The 17,547-nt window shown below is 66.8% G+C and carries 15 protein-coding genes; 2 read left to right on the top strand and 13 right to left on the bottom strand.

Annotated features, from left to right (window positions below; genetic code table 11):
- Window positions 1-88: 88 nt before the first annotated feature.
- From NE591_RS16190 to dnaG, 5 genes are all read right to left on the bottom strand, one after another.
- The gene (locus NE591_RS16190) at window positions 89-673 is read right to left on the bottom strand and encodes a helix-turn-helix domain-containing protein (protein WP_173112866.1); all 585 of its coding nucleotides are present in this window, start codon (window positions 671-673) and stop codon (window positions 89-91) included.
- A gap of 191 nt (window positions 674-864) precedes the next feature.
- Entirely contained in the window at window positions 865-2,880 is a 2,016-nt protein-coding gene (locus NE591_RS02575; RefSeq protein WP_173112863.1) for a transcription antitermination factor NusB, read from the bottom strand.
- On the bottom strand, window positions 2,873-3,811 hold the full coding sequence (gene fmt, locus NE591_RS02570; RefSeq protein WP_173112860.1) for a methionyl-tRNA formyltransferase: 939 nt from the start codon (window positions 3,809-3,811) through the stop codon (window positions 2,873-2,875). The genes NE591_RS02575 and fmt overlap by 8 nt, the downstream gene beginning before the upstream one ends.
- Before the next feature lies 1 nt (window position 3,812).
- Window positions 3,813-4,355 (bottom strand): peptide deformylase, encoded by a 543-nt coding sequence (gene def, locus NE591_RS02565; RefSeq protein ID WP_114540643.1) that lies wholly within the window; start codon window positions 4,353-4,355, stop codon window positions 3,813-3,815.
- Window positions 4,356-4,517: 162 nt separating this feature from the next.
- Window positions 4,518-6,383, bottom strand: coding sequence for a DNA primase (gene dnaG, locus NE591_RS02560; RefSeq protein WP_173112857.1), 1,866 nt, complete (start codon window positions 6,381-6,383; stop codon window positions 4,518-4,520).
- 114 nt (window positions 6,384-6,497) lie between these two features.
- Between dnaG and NE591_RS02555 the strand changes: the two genes are divergently transcribed.
- A complete protein-coding gene (locus NE591_RS02555; protein WP_173112854.1) occupies window positions 6,498-7,721 on the top strand; it encodes a deoxyguanosinetriphosphate triphosphohydrolase family protein in 1,224 nt (407 codons plus the stop codon).
- A 76-nt stretch (window positions 7,722-7,797) separates the two neighbouring features.
- Here NE591_RS02555 and NE591_RS02550 read toward each other — a convergent pair whose 3' ends face one another.
- Complete coding sequence (locus NE591_RS02550) at window positions 7,798-8,082, bottom strand: hypothetical protein (RefSeq protein ID WP_173112851.1); 285 nt, start codon at window positions 8,080-8,082, stop codon at window positions 7,798-7,800.
- Window positions 8,083-8,105: 23 nt separating this feature from the next.
- On the opposite strand from NE591_RS02550, the gene NE591_RS02545 reads away from it, so the two are divergent.
- Window positions 8,106-8,840, top strand: a complete 735-nt coding sequence (locus tag NE591_RS02545; protein ID WP_256156281.1) for a hypothetical protein — start codon at window positions 8,106-8,108, stop codon at window positions 8,838-8,840.
- A 214-nt stretch (window positions 8,841-9,054) separates the two neighbouring features.
- Here NE591_RS02545 and rnhA read toward each other — a convergent pair whose 3' ends face one another.
- From rnhA to ilvD, 7 genes are all read right to left on the bottom strand, one after another.
- The gene (gene rnhA / locus NE591_RS02540) at window positions 9,055-9,534 is read right to left on the bottom strand and encodes a ribonuclease HI (protein WP_173112845.1); all 480 of its coding nucleotides are present in this window, start codon (window positions 9,532-9,534) and stop codon (window positions 9,055-9,057) included.
- Between the two features lie 88 nt (window positions 9,535-9,622).
- A complete protein-coding gene (locus NE591_RS02535; RefSeq protein WP_173112843.1) occupies window positions 9,623-11,086 on the bottom strand; it encodes a helix-turn-helix transcriptional regulator in 1,464 nt (487 codons plus the stop codon).
- A 210-nt stretch (window positions 11,087-11,296) separates the two neighbouring features.
- Window positions 11,297-11,569 (bottom strand): twin-arginine translocase TatA/TatE family subunit, encoded by a 273-nt coding sequence (gene tatA / locus NE591_RS02530; RefSeq protein WP_173112839.1) that lies wholly within the window; start codon window positions 11,567-11,569, stop codon window positions 11,297-11,299.
- Between the two features lie 261 nt (window positions 11,570-11,830).
- A complete protein-coding gene (gene ilvC / locus NE591_RS02525) occupies window positions 11,831-12,826 on the bottom strand; it encodes a ketol-acid reductoisomerase (RefSeq protein WP_173112836.1) in 996 nt (331 codons plus the stop codon).
- A gap of 37 nt (window positions 12,827-12,863) precedes the next feature.
- Window positions 12,864-13,346 carry an acetolactate synthase small subunit gene (gene ilvN / locus NE591_RS02520; RefSeq protein WP_173112833.1) on the bottom strand — a complete coding sequence of 161 codons (483 nt, stop codon included), beginning with the start codon at window positions 13,344-13,346 and terminating at the stop codon, window positions 12,864-12,866.
- Window positions 13,343-15,457: a biosynthetic-type acetolactate synthase large subunit gene (gene ilvB, locus NE591_RS02515; RefSeq protein WP_231699463.1), complete on the bottom strand. Its 2,115-nt coding sequence runs from the start codon at window positions 15,455-15,457 to the stop codon at window positions 13,343-13,345. The genes ilvN and ilvB overlap by 4 nt, the downstream gene beginning before the upstream one ends.
- Window positions 15,454-17,124 (bottom strand): dihydroxy-acid dehydratase, encoded by a 1,671-nt coding sequence (ilvD, locus tag NE591_RS02510; RefSeq protein ID WP_173112830.1) that lies wholly within the window; start codon window positions 17,122-17,124, stop codon window positions 15,454-15,456. The genes ilvB and ilvD overlap by 4 nt, the downstream gene beginning before the upstream one ends.
- Between the last annotated feature and the right edge of the window lie 423 nt (window positions 17,125-17,547).

The following is a 17,547-nucleotide window of genomic DNA, read 5'->3' as shown; positions in this document are numbered from 1 at the left end:
CGGGCGATTACCTTGGGTTCGGCGACGCCGGATGCGCGGGCGCGCGGCCGGGCCAAAGAACGCCGGCCGCACCCGCGAGTCGGGCCGCCTAGATAATCTTCTCCCCCTCGGGCTTCATCACAATGGCGAGAAACACGCAGGGCTCCCCTCCGGTAGCAATCATGCCGTGGCCGCGACCGGAGTCGTACATGACGACATCCCCCGGATTTAGGATCTCCTCGTGATCCTCGTAGGCGAAGCGCATCTGGCCGGAGATGATGAAGTCGAGCTCCTGGCCCTCGTGGCGGGACAGGTGCACGGGCACGTCCTGCTCCTCTTCCAAATAGGGGGCGGTGACCACAAAGGGCTCGGCCAGCTTGTGGCGGAAATGCGGAGCCTTGTGCAGGTACTCGAAGCCGGCACGGCGCTTGATGGAAAGACCCGCCCCCTCGCGCGTGAGCGAGTAGCCCGTCAGGTGCGGGTTCTCGCCGGTGAGCAGCTCGATGACGTCGACGCCGAACTTCTCGGCGCACTTGTACAGGAAGGTGAAGGAGAGGTCCTCCTCGCCGGACTCTTGCGCGGCGTACTCCGCCGTCGACCGGCCCGTGGCCTCGGCCATCTCCTGCAATGTGAGGTCCATGTCCTCTCGCAGAGCGCGAATACGCCCCGCCACCTCTTTGATATTCGGCTCCACGACCTGCGACCTCCTTATCGGTTCTCGAAAATGACTGTAGCACGCTATTTTACTGGCATCTCGGCGGTCAACATTTCCAATCGGTTAAAAAGTCGGCGATGCGCCTATAGTTTTTCCCGCAGCTTCGCCATCGCCAGACGCGAAAACGAAGGCGCCCCGAAGGGCGCCTTGAGATCGCGGTGCGCGCGAGCCTAGGCTTTGCGGCGCAGGAGGGCGAGGAAGTGGGCGTCGGGGCCGCCGGGCTCCAAAACGGTGGAGAAGAACGGCAGCTCGATGTCGAGATCGGGGTTTCGGCAGGGCACCACCTCGAAGGCCGCACCGGCCTCGGTGGCCAGGAAGGCCTCCACAGCATCGGCGTTCTCCTCGTGGGTGACCGTGCAGGTGGCATAGGCAAGAATGCCGCCGGGGGCCACATGGGATGCCGCCGATTCCAAGAGACGCGCGTCCAGCTCGGCCGATTCGGCAATGGTTTCGGGGCGCAGGCGCCAGCGGATGTCCGCATGACGCCGGAGCGTGCCCAGCCCCGTGCACGGGGAGTCGATGAACACGCGATCGAAGGTGCGCTCGCCCACCAGGGCGTCCAAGTCGGTGGCGTCGCCGATGATGGCCTCGCTCACATGAGCCCCGTACTGCTCGGCGCGCTCTTGGAGCAGCTTGGTCTTGAAGGCGTGCACGTCCACCGTAACGTACTCGGGGATCTGCTTGCCGTGTCGCCGGTAGGCGATGCTCTGGTCGAGGATGGTCTTGGTGGCGCGGCCGGCGCCGATCTCCAAGAACGACTCCGGTGCCGTATCTCCCACCACCAGATCCGCCACCGCCTGGGAGGTGGCGTCGGACACGAGAAGCAAGCCCTGGTTTATCATGCGGCGCACCCGGCCATCGAGCAGGGGCACGCCCGACGCCACTTTGTAGCAGCCGGGTACGGCACAGCCGCCCAGCGCCATGGCTTCAGGCTCGGCGTGAGCCGCCGCGAGAACCGAGACGACCTCCTCGTCGGTGGCGGCCTTCAGCGCGTTGACGGCGATGTAGACCGGAGCCGGCTCGTTCGAGGCCACCATGAAGTCGCGGGCGCCCTCGGGTCCGAGCTCCGCGATGAGCCGCTTGGCGAGCCACACCGGGAAGCCGTGCAGCCGCGCATAGGCGGCGATATCGGTGCGCGGGTCGCCGAAGGGGAAGGCCTCTTTGGCGCGCACCACGCGGCGCAGCACCGCATTGGCGAGACCGCCCGCGCGCGGCGCCACCGACTTCACCAGTTCGACGCCCTGATCGACGGCGGCATGGGGGCTCTTCTGCAGAAAGATGATCTCGTAGGCCGACAGGCACAGCGCGTCGCGCACTGCCGGGGCCGCATCGTCGGGCGAGTCCATGCAGCCCGTGATGATGTCCTCCAGGGTGCCGCGCGTGCTGACCACGCCCAGCACGAGCCGGGTGGCGAAGGCCCGATCCTCCCGCGACAGGGGCGAGATATCGATGGTCTTGGCGATGATGTCCTGGGCGAACGCGTCGCGTTCCCTCAGCTGGTGGATGGCCGCCAGGGCAAGCTCGCGGGCCGTCGTGGCCTTGTGGGCCTTCTGCCGGCGCACCTGGTCGCGGCGCGCCGCGCCTCCGCGGCCGCCGTCGCGAGGCCCCTCGAAGCGCGGGCCGCGATCCTGCGGGGCGTCTTGGTCGGGGGCCGCCATGAGCTTGCCGTCGATGAACACCTCGCGCGGGTGGCCCGCCTCGCGGGAATCGCGCCGAGGGCCGAAATCCTTGTGAGGGGCGCTCCCACCAGTTGGCTTGCCATCGCGGGCACGGAAGTCCTTCCGGTCGGCGCCGGATCGCTGCTCGTCACGCGGGCCCCGGTCGTCCTTGCGGAATCCGCCGGGCTTGCCGCCCTTGCGAAAGTCGCCGGGCTTCCCGTCGCGGGGGCCGCGATCATCCTTGCGGAAGCTACCCGGCTTCCCGTCTTTGCGGAACCCGCCGGGCTTGCCCCCTTTGCGGAAGTCGCTCGGCTTCCCGTCACGAGGCCCCCGGTCATCCTTGCGGTAGCCACCCGGCTTGCTGTCCTTGCGGAACCCGCCGGGCTTGCCTCCCTTGCGGAAGTCGCCGGACTTGCCGCCGGGGCGCGGCCCGCGGTTCTGCCGCGCGCCGCCCTGGGCGTTGCGATCGCCCTGGCTCGCTCGGTCGTAGGATCGTCTCTGGTTGTGGGATCGATGATCGTTATGCACGGGACCATGTTCCTTCCTCGCCCCGCAGCGCGGGGACGCCGGCGGCAAACGAGCTCGCGTCCATGGCGCGCTTGCCGTCCGGTTTTACTTCGGTTACTTCCAAGACCCCCTCGGCGCAGCCGAGAAGCAGTCGGTTCGCGATAAGGGCCGCCGCTCCAGAGCCCAGGCGGTCGGCGGGAGCATCGCCGGCCACGCGGGCCGCCAGCACCGTCAGCGGCCGGCCAGCAATGACGGTTCGGGCGGGATGGGCGCCGCCCGAGGCGCGCACGCGGCGATCGTTCGCAACGGCGCTCTCGGCAGGATCGAGGTTCAGTTCGCCTTTGGCGATCTTCTCGGCGTAGGTGACCAGCGCCTCGTCCTGGGCCACCCAGCGTAGATTGCCGCCCTCGGCCTGGGCCAGCGCCGTGAGCAGCGCGCTGGCGCCCAGAGCTGCCAGCTCCTCGGTGAGCTCGGCGGCTGTGCGCGAACCTGCGGGCAGCGAGCGGCACACGCAGTAGTCGCCGGTGTCGAGCCCCTCCTCCATGGCCATGATGCACACGCCGATCTCCTCGTCGCCGGCGAGGATGGCCCGCTCGATGGGGGCCGCCCCGCGCCAGCGCGGAAGCAGGGACCCGTGCACGTTCAGGCAGCCGAAGGGCGGCAGGTCGAGCACGTCCTTAGGGAGAATCGCCCCATAGGCCGCCACGCAGATGACATCGGGCGCGAACGCGGCGAGTTCCGAGAGCACCTCGGCGTCGCGCAGCGTGCGCGGCGTGCGCACGGGAAATCCTCGCCGCTCGGCCACCTCCTTCACCGGGGAGGGCGCGAGCGCCTTCCCCCGGCCGCGCACCGCATCGGGACGCGTGTAGACAGCCGCGATCTCGTGGAACTCCGCCAACTCGTCCAGAATTTCCGCCGCGAAGCGAGGCGTTCCCATGAAGACGACGCGCACGCTACTTCACCTCGATATCGGTGTCGCCGGGACGCGCCCCGTTGGCCTTGGCCTCCTCGTAGGCGCGCAGGGCCTCGATGCGGGTCACCGGATCGCAGCTCTCGAAGAGCGTTTTGCCGTTCAAGTGGTCGATCTCGTGCTGCAGGCAGCGGCCGAGCAGGCCGTCGCCCTCGATCTCCCACAACTCGCCGTCCAGGTCGTAGTACTGCACGCGCGCCCAGGGCTGGCGCTTCACCGGCACCGTGACGCCGGGGCACGAAAGGCAGCCCTCGCCGCCCTCCTCCGGCTCGCCGGCCAGCTCCACGATCTCGGGGTTCACGAGCACGATGGGGTTCTTCTCGCCCTTCTCGCCGTCCCAGTCGACGTCGATGACGACGAGGCGCTTGGTGACGCCCACCTGAGGGGCAGCGATGCCGCAACCGTAGTTCTTGTACATGGCGTGGGCCATCTGCTTGGAGAGGCGCTTAAGCGACTTGTCGCCGGGCTCGCACGGCTCGCAGACCGTGGCGAGAATGGGGTCGGGGGAAATAACAATGGGAAGCACGGTATTCCTTACTCTGTATAGTGAAGTGTCAATGCGCTGCGGCAACCCCGGGCAGCTCTGAGGGGGCCTGGGATCGTATCAGTTGCTTGGGACATTGTGAAGCGCGAGGCCCCTCCTGTCCAGATGACCCGCGAAATCTACGGACGGACGGCGGCGGGTGCCCTAGCTGGCGGGCAGCGCTCGGTGGGCGACGCGGCGGGCGGCCACGTCCATCTGAAGGGTGGTGACGGCGGCGTGCAGAAGCTCGGCCTCCTCGGCGTCGGCCCCGGCGTTCATCTGGGCCGTCAGCGCGCCTATGGCCTCCTCGGCATCGCCTAAGGCCAGCTCCTCGGCCAAGTAGGCGCCGATGGCCTCCGGGGTGCTCGACGGATAGGACGACCCGGCGGTGAGCACGCGGGCAGCATGGGGCGTGGCGAGCGTCGCCTTCGTGACGATGTCGGCCGGTGTGGCGCCCGGGTTCTCGGAGAGGGTCGCCAGCACGCTCTCGGCGAGAAGCCGGTGCACCTCCTCGTGCCACTGCACCTGGGCGAGCGCGTCGGCATGGGCGAGCCCCACGAGCGGGTGCTGGCAGGCCAGGGCCAGAAACTCTCGCTCGAAGCGCAGGCGGTTGCGCTCGGCCTGGGAAAGCGCGCGGCGCGCGGGCTGGGACATGGAAGCTTCGGGGGCGGCCTCCTCCTCGCCGGCGCTGCGGGGCACCTCCAGGGCCGCCAGGCGCTCCAGCACGTCGGCCTCCTCGATGCCGAGACGGCCATGGGCCCGCAGGCGCGACCAGGTGCGCACGGCGTAGTCCTTCGCCACCAGCGTGTCCTTGATGGGGGCGAGCACCGCCAGGCACGCGTCCAGCGCGCGATCGCGGCCGGGCGCCGTGTCCAAGTTGAAGCTGTCGAGGCGCCGCTCGAGGCCGAACTCGATGAGCGGCAGCGCCCCTTCCACCACCTTCTCCAGGGCTTCCGCGCCTTCCGCTTGCACGAACTCGGCCGGATCCTGGTTGTTCGGCAGGGTGACGGCCAGAAGCTCCACGGAGTTGCGGTTCTTGTCGGAGATGCTCTCGCCGATGAAGGCCAGGGCGCGATCGGCCGCCTTCTGGCCCGCCGCGTCGCCGTCGAACAGGTAGACGATCTTCTTGGGCGCGTGCTTGGCGAGCACCCGGATGTGCCGCATGGTGAGCGCCGTGCCCAGGGTGGCCACCACGTTGGTGACCCCGGCCTCGTGCAGCGCGATGACGTCGGTGTAGCCCTCCACCACGATGGCGCAGCCGGTGGAGGCCATGCGAGCCTTCGCCTGATTAAGCCCGTAGAGCACCTGGGACTTGTGGAACAGCGGCGTTTCCTGGGAGTTCAGGTACTTCGGCTCGCCGGTGCCGATGACGCGGCCCCCGAAGGCCACGCAGTCGCCCTGGGCGTCGAAGATGGGGAACATCACGCGCTCGTAGAAGCGGTCGCGCACCGGGCCCCCGCGCCCATCGAGGGCCACGTTGGCGCGGATCATCTCATCGGGTTTGAAGCCCAAGGCCGACAGGTGCCGCACGAGCGCGCCGCGTCCCGGGGCGTAGCCGAGCATCCACTTCTTCGGCACCTCGCCGCCGAAGCCGCGGGAGGCCAAATACTTCCGCGCCGCGTCGGGCCCCTCGCCGCGGCCGCGCATGAGCTGGGTGTGGTAGAACTCGGCCGTGCGCGCGCAGATCTCCTTCATGCGGCTCTTCACCGAGCGCGACACGCCCCCGCCCCGCGCGTCCTCCGCGATGTCGATGTGGGCGCGGTCGGCCAGATAGCGCACGGCCTCGGGAAAGTTGAAGTCCTCGGTCTTCATGATGAACGAGAAGACGTCGCCCCCTTCCCCGCAGCCGAAGCAGTGCCACAGCTGGGTGGCGGGGTCGATCTTGAACGAGGGGGTCTTCTCCTGATGCAGCGGGCAGCAGCACCAGAAGTCGCGGCCCTTCTGCTTGACGGGGGTGCGCTCGCCGATGACCGCCACGAGATCGCTCGCGTCGCGAACTTTCTGGATATCCTCGTCGCTGATGCCGGCCACGCGCCCCCGCTTTCTCTTCGTCGTTTTCTGGAAAGTATAGCACCTCGTTCGCAAACAGATGTTCCTCAAGCTACAATAGCGGCAAAACTAACGACCAGCGAAAGCGAGCGAGCCATGGCAGAGAACAACGTCCCCTACCTTACCCTCGATCCCGACGTGGAAGAGGCCATCCGGGCTGATCGGGCCGCCGGGCGAACGAGCCCCTACCGCACCGACGACAACGCCGTGGTGCGCCGCGAGGACTTCGCCCACGACCGGGCCACGCTCACGCGCCCGGCCTTCGTGCGCGACATCGAGAAGATCTTGAACCTGCCCGCCTACAACCGCTATGCCGACAAGACCCAGGTGTTCTCCTTCGCCGAGAACGACGAGATCTCGCGGCGCGGCCTGCACGTGCAGCTGGTGAGCCGCGTGGCCCGGGGCATCGGGAGCCTGCTCGGGCTGAACTGCGACCTCATCGAGGCCATCGCGCTGGGCCACGACACGGGCCACACGCCCTTCGGCCACGCCGGCGAGCGCTTTCTGTCGGCCTGCTACCACGCGCGCACCGGGCGCACCTTCAACCACAACGTGCACTCGGTGCGGGTGCTCGACAACCTGTACCGCCGCAACATCTCGCTGCAGACGCTCGACGGTGTGCTCTGCCACAACGGCGAGTTCGCCCAGCAGGTGCTGCGCCTGGGAGAGACGGCCACGTTCGAGCAGCTGGACAACTTGGTGGAGGCCTGCACGGCCGACGAGTCCACCATCAAGACCCTGCGCCCTTCCACGCTGGAGGGCTGCGTGGTGCGCGTGGCCGACATGATCGCCTACATCGGCAAGGATCGCCAGGACGCGCTGGCCATGGGGGTCATCGATTCGCTTTCCCCCTTCGATTCCGAGGCGATCGGCGTGACCAACGCGAAGATCATCAACAACCTCACCGTGGACATCGTGAACAACTCCTACGGCAAGCCGGAGATTGCCATGAGCGAGGAGGTCTTCCGCGACCTGAAGCTGGCGAAGAAGCAGAACTACGAGGTCATCTACTTGAAAGAGGGCATGGTGGACGACACCGAGAACCTCGTGGAGGAGATGTTCGAGGAGATGTACGCGCGGCTTCTGGCCGACCTTTTGGAAGAGCGCCGGGAAAGTCCCATTTTCCAGCACCATGTGCGGCGCCTCGCCGCGGCGTCGCGGTCCATCGTGCCTGCGGAATATCTGGCCGGCGAGCCGGACCAGATCGTGGTGGACTACATGGCATCCATGACTGACAGCTACTTCATGGCCATCTACCGCCACCTGTTCCCGGAAAGCGACCGCCGCATCCAAACCCGCGGTTACTGCGCCGACCTTTAGGGCTGAAAAGGCCTTCCCCACAAAGGCCCCCGCACTGATGCGCGGGGGCCTTTGTGGGGAAGGCTGAGTGAACGAATTACAACGCCGCCACGGTCTCGCCGACGATCTTGCCCATGGAGGCGAGGAAGTTCTCCTTCACCTCGGCAGCAAGCCCCATGTTGTCGGCAAGCTCCTCCAGTGTGTTGCCCGCATAGGTGACGCAGCCGCGAATCTTGTGGCCCTCGGCCCCCGCGGCGATGACTTGGGGCAGCTCCTCCTCCAGCGACTGGAGGAAGCCGCCGTCGTGGAAGCCGCCCGTGCCCGGATAAACGTGCTCGGGGGCGTTCTTCTGCACGTACTCCTTCCAGTTGGCATCAGCCACGCCGAAGACATGGGGAGCGCCCGATGATAACCGACCTCATGATCCACTATACGAGCCCCCTGTGGCTGCTCTCCACGGCCTTGGAACTGGGACTGCTCGTGCTGTTCCTGCGCCCCCTCGAGCGGCGGCGTGACAATCTTACGAGATCGTTCGCGCTGCTGGCGGTCCTGGCGGTGCTGTGGCACGGCAACCACCTGCTGCACTTCGATTTCGCCTTCGACTTCCTCGTCAACATCGCGCTTGTTACCGGGTTCATCGCACTGGTCGGGCGCACTCGCCGCGGTCAGGCCCTCTACCTTGCCTGCGTGTTCCTCCTCTGCACGGAAATCGGGAAGATCGTCGCCGTCGACGTGCTGCTTACGGAGAAGCGCCGCCAATGCCTGGGCGCGGGCATACGCCCGACATTCTTCGTGGACGGGAGTCGACTGGGCTTCATCAACGATTTCGATTTGTGCACACTTATCGGCAACGCCGCCGACAACGCTATCGAGGCCACCTCCCAGCTGCCGCTGGGCGAGGCACGCGAGTCATCATGGTGCCCGTGCCGTCCTCGCCTTGAGTCTGCACGGGGCAGTGAGCTTCCGAGGGCCCTACCCCTTGAAGCCCGCGTCCACCTGATGGCACGCCGGGTTGTCGGCGGCGGTGGTGGCGAGCATGGCCTTCTAGGATGTAGGAGCCTCCGCCCCATCAACTTTACGCCGTCCGGTCACCCGCGGCTACGGGCGGCTGCTTCACATAAGCTCGGGTTATGTGATTGAAGAGCCGCTCTCGTAACGCAAGGGGGCGGCCTTTCTCTTTCCATCGCCCCAGCTACTTCCGAAGCGATTTCCCGAGCTTGATGGCCGCGAACAGCACGAGGACAAACGCTAGCAGTTCAGTCCAAGTAACCATAAGCCACCCCCCTTCAGAAGAGAAGCAGCCCACCGCCTAACCCCATGTCGATTATATCATAAGTTGTCGTACATTTGTACGTTATTCTTTGAATCCTTTGTCTTTCTGGTGGCAGGCGGGGTTGTCGGCGGCGATGGTGGCGAGCTCGTCGCAGCGCTCGTTCTCGGGATGCCCCGCGTGGCCCTTCACCCAAACGAACTTCACGGTGTGGGGCTCTTTGGCAGCGAGCAGCCGCTTCCACAGATCGACGTTCTTCACGGGCTGCTTTTGCGAGTTCTTCCAGCCTCGCTTGAGCCAGCCGGCCACCCAGTTTTGGTTGAAGGCGTTCACGAGGTACTGCGAATCCGAGTACACCGTCACCGTGCAGGGGCGCTTTAAGGCCTCCAGGCCCACGATGCAGCCGAGCAGCTCCATGCGGTTGTTGGTGGTACAGGAAAAGCCGGCCGAGAGCTCCTTCTCGTGCACCGCGCCCGAGGGCGCCGTGTAGCGCAGAATGGTGCCGTAGCCGCCCGGCCCGGGATTGCCCCGGGACGAGCCGTCGGAGTACAGGGTCACTTCCATGGGAGCTCCTTGGTGCTCGGGTGAGGCCGCCACATGTCTCGCGGCGGCAAAGTCGTTGAAGGAGAAGCCAGATTGCGCGGTCATGGGGCTACAGCTCCGCTTCCGTGCGCTCGCCCAGGTCGATGAGCTCCTGGCGCGTGTGCACACCGCACTTGGCGTAGATGCGGCGCAGGTGGGTGTCCACGGTGTTCTTCGAGATGAAGAACTCGCCAGCGATGCGCTCGGCGGTGCGGCCGCGCAGGGCGAGCGGCAAGATCTCGGCCTCGCGCTTCGAGAGCTTGGCCGTGCGCGCGATGAGATCGCAGGCCTCCTCGAAACGGTCGCTCTGGGCGATGACCACCGAGAGCGCTGCCATGTCGCGATCGGTGAACAGGAACAGGTACGTGTACAGCACCGCCACGCCGGCCAGGGCCACGAGCGCCGCCGACACGTCGAAGGCGCCGGGGAGCGCCCCGAGCACGCCGCCGACGAGCACGCCGGTGATCTCGCCCGCGAACAGCGCGGCGAAGCCCCGGGCGAAGGAGCGCGCCGCGTCCCCGCCGCCGATGCGGCCCATGATGAGGAACAGCGAGACGAGCACCGAGAACACCCCGAGGTAGCCGGCGAGCACCACGGCCACGCCAGAGACGCCCACGCTCTCAAGCAGCGGCACGGCGACAAAGCCGCCCACCATGAGCAGGATGGCGAGCCGGTAGGCGCCCCCGAGCGGCCCCACTTCCTGATCGGGCCCCGTGGGCAGCACGGCGCGCACGCCCACCGAGAGCGGACGGCCCCCGTAGAGCTGCAGTGCGGCGGCGCAGTACAGCACGAAGAGCACAAAGGTGACGGAAAGCGATGACGCAGCTCCCCCATCGGCGCTGGTGGCAAGGGCCTCCACGGCGCCGGTGGCCAAGCCGTAGACCACCGTGCCGGCGATAATGCGCCCGGAGAGCTTGGCGGCCTCCTCGGTTGGATCGTCGGCAGCCGCGGACTCGGCGTCGCGGCCATCAGGCTCGCCGAGCGCACGCAGGGCCCAAGCACTTCCCACGGGCAGCACGTACAGTAGGATATAGGCGCCCTCCACGGGAATGGCGACGACGAAGAAGCACACCGCCGCCCCAAGGGCGCTCCCAATGAACACCTCGGGCACGGACTGGTCGATGGAAGTCTCCCCCAGCACCCGGCCCCACCGGCATAGAAGGAGCGCGAGCGGAACGCCGGCGGCCAGCCCCTCCACGGCGGCAAGCGCGAGCCACGGAATGCCGGGCACAAGGCTATGCAGCGCAACGATGAGGTACAGCGCTCCCACCAACGGCAGCGCGTAGCAGCGCGCGAGGCCCTCGGCCGCGGCCATCAGATGCCGACGCGGGCGCTCGCAGGTCATGAACGCGAAGGTGGCGGCCATGACGAGGAGCACGCAGAGCAGGTCGGCCCGATCGATGAGGAACCCGTGCTGGCTGCTCTCGTTATAGGAGCCCAAATACAGCATGGCGAAGAGAAAGGCCTGGTTGCAGCCGAAACCGAGGATGGCATAGCGCGCTTGGCGCAAACGCGAAAGCGTCATCGTCGCCATGGCCTCCCCTTTCTTGCTCGCATTAACAATGAGGTATTCTATCGCAACGAAGCGAATCGGCTCCCGCCGACGGAAACATCCGACGAAATGAACCGCCTATGGCAACATGAAGAGAAGCGGCGCTGACCATATCGGGCAGCTGCCGCTTCTCTTGGGAGGGAGGGTTGAAACGAACCCCGCACCCGAAGGCGCAGGGACGGTTCACGAATGTTATTCGGCCTTCTTGCGAACGACCTTCTTGACCACCTTGGTCTCGGACTCGCCGGCGGTGGCGTAGGCGACCTCGGGCTCGTCTTCAACGATCTCGACGATCTCCTCGACTTCCTCATCCTTGTCCTTGTCGAAGGCCATGCCCTCGCGCAGGCTCTTCACGGTCTTGCCAAGAGAGGCGCCGAGTTTGGGGAGGTTCTTCGGTCCGAAGATGAGCAGCACGACGACGAGGATGATAACGAGCTCAGGCACGCCCAGTCCGAGAATCTTCATGAGATGGTCTCCTTCTTTGCTTCGAAGCCGGCTGGTTCCAACCTTGCGCCGCGCTTCACGGTTTCTTGTGTTTTGACGCCGCCCACTATGCCTCCTTCCAAGCCTCCTGCCTATCACGCAGACCCATGATTTTGTCACGCGGCGAAGAAATTTTCCTATCACACCTTTGCGTGACAAAGCTCGTTTTCGCTGGTCAGAAGCTTACGCAAAAAAGGGCTGACCAAGGGTCAGCCCCTACGGAACAACTATGGGAGATTTTTCCTACTCGTGAATCCAGCTGAACATGCCGCGGATGCGCTCGCCGGTCTTCTCGATCTCGTGGTTGTTGATGGCCTCGCGCTGCTCGAGGAGCCACGCGTGCCCGTTCTTGCAGTCGGCGACGAACTCCTCGGCGAAGGTGCCGTCCTGGATGCGGGCCAAAATCTCGCGCATGGCCTCGCGGCTCTGCTCGTTGATGACCTTCGGTCCCGCGTAGTACTCGCCGTACTCGGCGGTGTTGGAGATGGAGTAGTTCATGAAGTGGATGCCGCTCTCGTACATGAGGTCGACGATCATCTTCATCTCGTGGTAGCACTCGAAGTAGGCGAGCTCCGGCGGATAGCCCGCCTCGACCAGCGTTTCGAAGCCGGCCTTCACGAGCTCCACCAGACCGCCGCAGAGCACGGCCTGCTCGCCGAAGAGGTCCTCTTCTGTCTCCTGGGCGAAGGTGGCCTTGATGACGCCGGCGCGCGCCCCGCCCACGCCCCAGGCATAGGACAGCGCGATATCCCAGGCGTCTCCCGTGGCGTCCTGGGCCACGCAGATGAGGTCGGGCACGCCGGAGCCCTCGGTGTACTGGCGGCGCACGATGTGGCCGGGGCCCTTCGGCGCGCACATGATGACGTTCACGTCCTCAGGCGGGGTGATGTAGCCGTAATGGATGTTGAAGCCGTGGGCGAAGGCGAGGGTGTCGCCGGCCTTCAAGTGCGGGGCGATAGAGGTCTCGTACACCTCGGGCTGCAGCTCGTCGGGCACGAGCACCATGATGAGGTCGGCCTCCTCGGCGGCCGTGGCCATGTCGGTGACGCGCAGGCCGGCCTCCTCGGCGGCCTCGATGGAGTGCGAGCCCTCGCGCAGGCCCACGCGCACGTCGCAGCCGGAATCCTTGAGGTTCAGCGCATGCGCATGGCCCTGGGAGCCGTAGCCGATGATGGCGATCTTCTTGTCCTTGATGATATCGGGGTTGCAGTCCTGCTCGTAGTAGATGGTGACGGCCATGAATGAGATTCCTTTCTCTTGTTGCCTTTTCTATTTCCTAATCTCGCGAGCTGCGGGAGAGGGCTACTTTGCCGGTGCGGACGGTTTCCTTGATGCCGTAGGCGCGCAGCAGGTCTTCCAGGCCACGAAGCTTCGCGTCGTCGCCGGTGGCCTCGATGGTGAGCGAGCTTTTGCCCACGTCGACGATCTTCGCGCGGAAGATGTTGGCGATCTCGATGATCTCGCTGCGGCGCTCGGGCGCGGCGTTCACCTTGAACAGCACTAGTTCGCGCTCGATGGCGCCCTCGTCGGTGAGATCGGTGATCTTGTGCACGCTGATGAGCTTGTGCAACTGCTTGGTGATCTGCTCGTAGGCCACGTCGTCGGCGAGCACGATGGCGGTGACCCGCGACATGGTGGGGTTTTCGGTGGGGCCCACGGACAGCGACTCGATGTTGAAGCCGCGCCGGGAGATGAGGCCCGTCACGCGGGACAGCACGCCGGGACGGTTCTCCACCAGGACAGACAGAACGTGCTTCATCGCGCGCCTCCCTTCTCGTCGGAAAATGCCGGCATCTCGGCATCGGCCTCGCGGAAGAGGGTCTTCCAGTCTTCGGGGCGCACGTCCACCGTGGAGCCGTCCTGGCCCAGGCGGGCGCCGGTGTCCTCGGGATCTATCTCCCAGCGGCCGCCGAATTGGGCGTCCAGCTTGGCGCAGGGAGAGGCGGCGACCGGCGCGGCGCTCGCGGCCGCCTGGGCCCGGGGGGAGCCCGGGGCGGCGGGCACGTCGGTGCGCACAGCGCCCACGGCCACGTCGATGGCCCCCATGACGTTGTCGAGGGCCGCCCCCGGCGCAACCATGGGGTACACGTTCTGCTCGGGAGAGATGGCCACATCCAAGAGATAGGGGCCTTCCGCCGCCAGCATGCGCTCGATAGCGGCGGCGACCTCACCGGGCGCCTCCACGCGCTCGCCCTCCCAGCCGTAGGCCTCGGCCAGCTTCACGAAGTCGGGCACCGGCTCGAGCAGCGTCTGGGAATAGCGCTTGTCGTAGAACAGCTTCTGCCACTGGTGCACCATGCCGAGGCAGCGGTTGTCCAGGATCATGACCTTCACGGGCACGCCGTTGATGGCGGCCGTGGCCATTTCCTGGGAGTTCATCTGGAACGACCCGTCGCCGGCGATGCAGACCACCGTGGCTCCGGGGTTCGCCACGGCGGCCCCGATGGCGGCCGGGAAGCCGAAGCCCATGGTGCCCAACCCCCCTGACGAGAGGAAGGTGCGCGGGAACTCCCGGGGCAAAAACTGGTGGGCCCACATCTGGTGCTGGCCCACCTCCGTGGTGACGATGGAGGTCGCCGGATCCAGCTGGCGCCCAAGCTCCGCGATGACGAGCTCGGGGACGATCTCGCCGGTCTGCTCGTTCTCCGCCATGTTCGGATGGTAGAACGGGTAACGAGCGCGCCAGGCGTTGATGTCGGCGATCCACTGATCGTCGCACGGGACGGCGCCGTCTTTATCGAGCGTCTCCAGCATGCCGGAAAGCACGCCCTTCAAATCGCCCACGATGGGCACGTCGGCGTCGCGAATCTTGCCGATTTCCGCCGGGTCGATGTCGATGTGCACGATCTTCGCGTTGGGGGCGAACTCGGACACACGCCCGGTGACGCGGTCGGAGAAGCGCGCGCCGGCAGCGATGATGAGGTCGGCCTCGGTCATGGCCATGTTCGAGTACTTCGCCCCGTGCATGCCCACTGGCCCCAGGTTCAGAGGATGGCTTGCCGGCACGCCGCCCTTGCCCATGAGGGTGGCGACGGCGGGGATGTGCATCTTGTCCATGAGGGCCACGATTTCCTCGGTGGCCTCCGACGCGATGACGCCGCCCCCGACGTAGAGCAGGGGCTGCTCGGCCTCCTCCAGAAGGCGGCAGGCGGCGCGGATCTGCTTGGCGTTGCCGCGGTAGGTGGGCTTGTAGGAGGGCAAGTTCACCGTATCGGGGTATTCGAAGACCATGGTCTCGCCGGCCACGTCGCTCGGGATGTCGATGAGCACCGGGCCGGGGCGCCCCGTGACGGCGATATGGAAGGCCTCGCGGATGGTGCGGGTGAGCTCTTCGGTGGATTGCAGCAGGTAGGAGTGCTTGACCACCGGCATCGTGATGCCCACAATGTCGGATTCCTGGAAGGAGTCGGTGCCGATGACCCCCCGCCCCACCTGGCCGGTGATGATGACGAGGGGCACGGAGTCCATGTAGGCCGTGGCGATGCCGGTCACGGTGTTCGTGGCGCCGGGCCCCGAGGTGACGATGGCCACGCCGGCGCGCCCGGTGGAGCGGGCGTAGCCGTCGGCCATGTGGACGGCCCCCTGCTCGTGGCGGGCGAGCACGTGGGTGATCTGGTCGGAATCGTACAGCGCGTCGTAGAGCTTGATGGCCTGGCCGCCCGGGTAGCCGAACACCGTCGTGACCCCCTCGGCCTCGAGGCTCGCGATGACGGCCTCGGCGCCGAGCATGGCGCGGCCCTGCTTGGCCGTGCGGGATCCCGCGCCCCGGGGCGCCCCCTGGGTGGCGGCGTTGCGCCGGGCCTGGGGCGCGGACTTGCCCTCGGCCGCCGTCGCGCCGGCCGCTGCCTTCGTGTCGTTGATGTCGCTCACAGGATGATCGCCCCCTTGTCGGCGGAAGTTACCAGTTTCGCGTACTTGGCCAGCACGCCCGCATCGTGCTTGGGCGCCGGGGGCTCCCACGCCGCGCGCCGGCGTGCGAGCTCCTCGTCGCTCACGTTCAGCGTCAGCGCGCCGCCCTCGATGTCCACCGTGATGGAATCGCCCTCGCAGATAAGAGCGATGGGGCCGCCGGCCGCCGCCTCGGGGCTCACGTGGCCCACGGCCGGCCCTTTGGTGGCGCCGGAGAAGCGCCCGTCGGTGATGAGGGCCACCGAGGTGGAAAGCCCCATGCCGCAGATGGCCGAGGTGGGCGAGAGCATCTCGCGCATGCCCGGGCCTCCCGCCGGTCCCTCGTAGCGGATGACCACCACGTCTCCCGGGACGATCGCGCCGGCGCCGATGGCCGCACAGGCCGCCTCCTCCGAATCGAACACGCGGGCCGGGCCGGTGTGCCGCAGCATGGACGGATCCACCGCCGCTTTCTTCACCACCGAGCCGTCAGGCGCCAGGTTGCCGTAGAGCACCTTGAGGGCGCCCACCCCGGAATAGGGGTTCTCGCCCGTGCGGCACACCTCGCCGTCGGCCGGCGGGCAGCAGGCCGCCAGGTACTCGGGCAAAGGCCCCATGCAGGTGAGCGCGCTCTCGTCGAGCAGGCCCATCCGTCCCAGCTCCCCCATGACCGCCGGCACTCCGCCCACGCGGTACAGGTCGATGAGCGGCCGCGGGCCGGAGGGGGCGAGCTTCACCAGATGCGGCGTGCGCGCGCTGGCCGCGTCCCAGTCGGCCATGGTGATAGGGCAGCCGGCCGCCGCCGCGATGGCCGTCAGGTGCAGCACCGTGTTCGTGGAGCCGCCGAAGGCCATGTCGCATTCCATAGCGTTGTGCACGGCAGCGGCGTTCAAAATGTCCTTGATGCGCACGTTGTCGCGGAGCAGTTCTATCACCTTCATGCCGGCGCGCTTGGCCAGACGGATGCGCTCGGAGTAGACGGCCGGCACGGTGCCGTTGCCCGGAAGGGCGATCCCCAAGGCCTCGCACAGGCAGTTCATCGAGTTCGCCGTGAACATGCCCGAGCAGCTGCCGCAGGTGGGACAAGCCGTGTCCTCGAAGTAGGCGAGCTCCTCTTCGGTCATGGTGCCGGCCGCCACCTTCCCCGCCCCGTCGAAGAGCGTGTTCAGATCGGTGGAGCCCTCCCCGTCGGGGCCCGTGCCGGGGAGCATGGGGCCGCCGGAGACGAAGACCGTGGGCACGTTCGCCCGCAAGGCCCCCAGGATCATGCCGGGAACGATCTTGTCGCAGTTCGGGATGCACACCAAGCCGTCAAAGGCGTGCCCCATGACGGCGCATTCAACGGAATCGGCAATGACCTCGCGCGAGACGAGCGAGTAGTGCATGCCCTCATGGTTCATGGCGATGCCGTCGCACACGCCGATGGTGCTGATTTCGAAGGGGACGCCGCCGGCCATGTAGATGCCGGCCTTCACGGCCTCGGCGATCTTGTCGAGGTTGGTGTGCCCGGGGATGATGTCGTTGCGCGAGCCCAGCACCGCGATGAAGGGGCGATCCATCTCCTCGTCGGTGATGCCGTCCGCCTTGAGCAGGCTGCGGTGCGGCGCGCGCGCCACCCCTCGCTTGATCTGGTCGCTTCTCAACTCCATAGGCCTCGCTTCCTCTCGCGTTCCAACGCCGAAAACACAAAAACCCGCTGCAAGATGCACCGGGCCGGAAAACGAGACGCCCGCGCGACGACGCGCAGGGAGGCTCTACGACAGATAACGGTGTCGCCGGTCCGACGCTACTTGCCCCCTTCGGCCCGGCGGTAAGCCTGTCAACCGAAAGGTCGTTCGCACCGAACTGCTCAGAGGTGGCTGTTCGGGTCGCCCACCGCCTGCTCGCACCAACCGCAGGCTCTCTTCAGATGGGTTCGCCCCTACTTTTCCTCGTCAACGCATTTCATCGGTATTAACTTGGCTCGGGAGTTTAGCACTCTCGTGGACATTCGCAAGGCTTTTCGCTCATATTTTTTCGGGAATCTGACGAAACGGGCACGAGCGGTGACAAATGGGCCGCGCCGCCGTGAC

The sequence above is a fragment of the Adlercreutzia sp. DFI.6.23 genome (assembly GCF_024462535.1).
GTDB lineage: Bacteria > Actinomycetota > Coriobacteriia > Coriobacteriales > Eggerthellaceae > Adlercreutzia > Adlercreutzia rubneri.
This window is presented reverse-complemented; position numbering and strand designations above follow the sequence as displayed.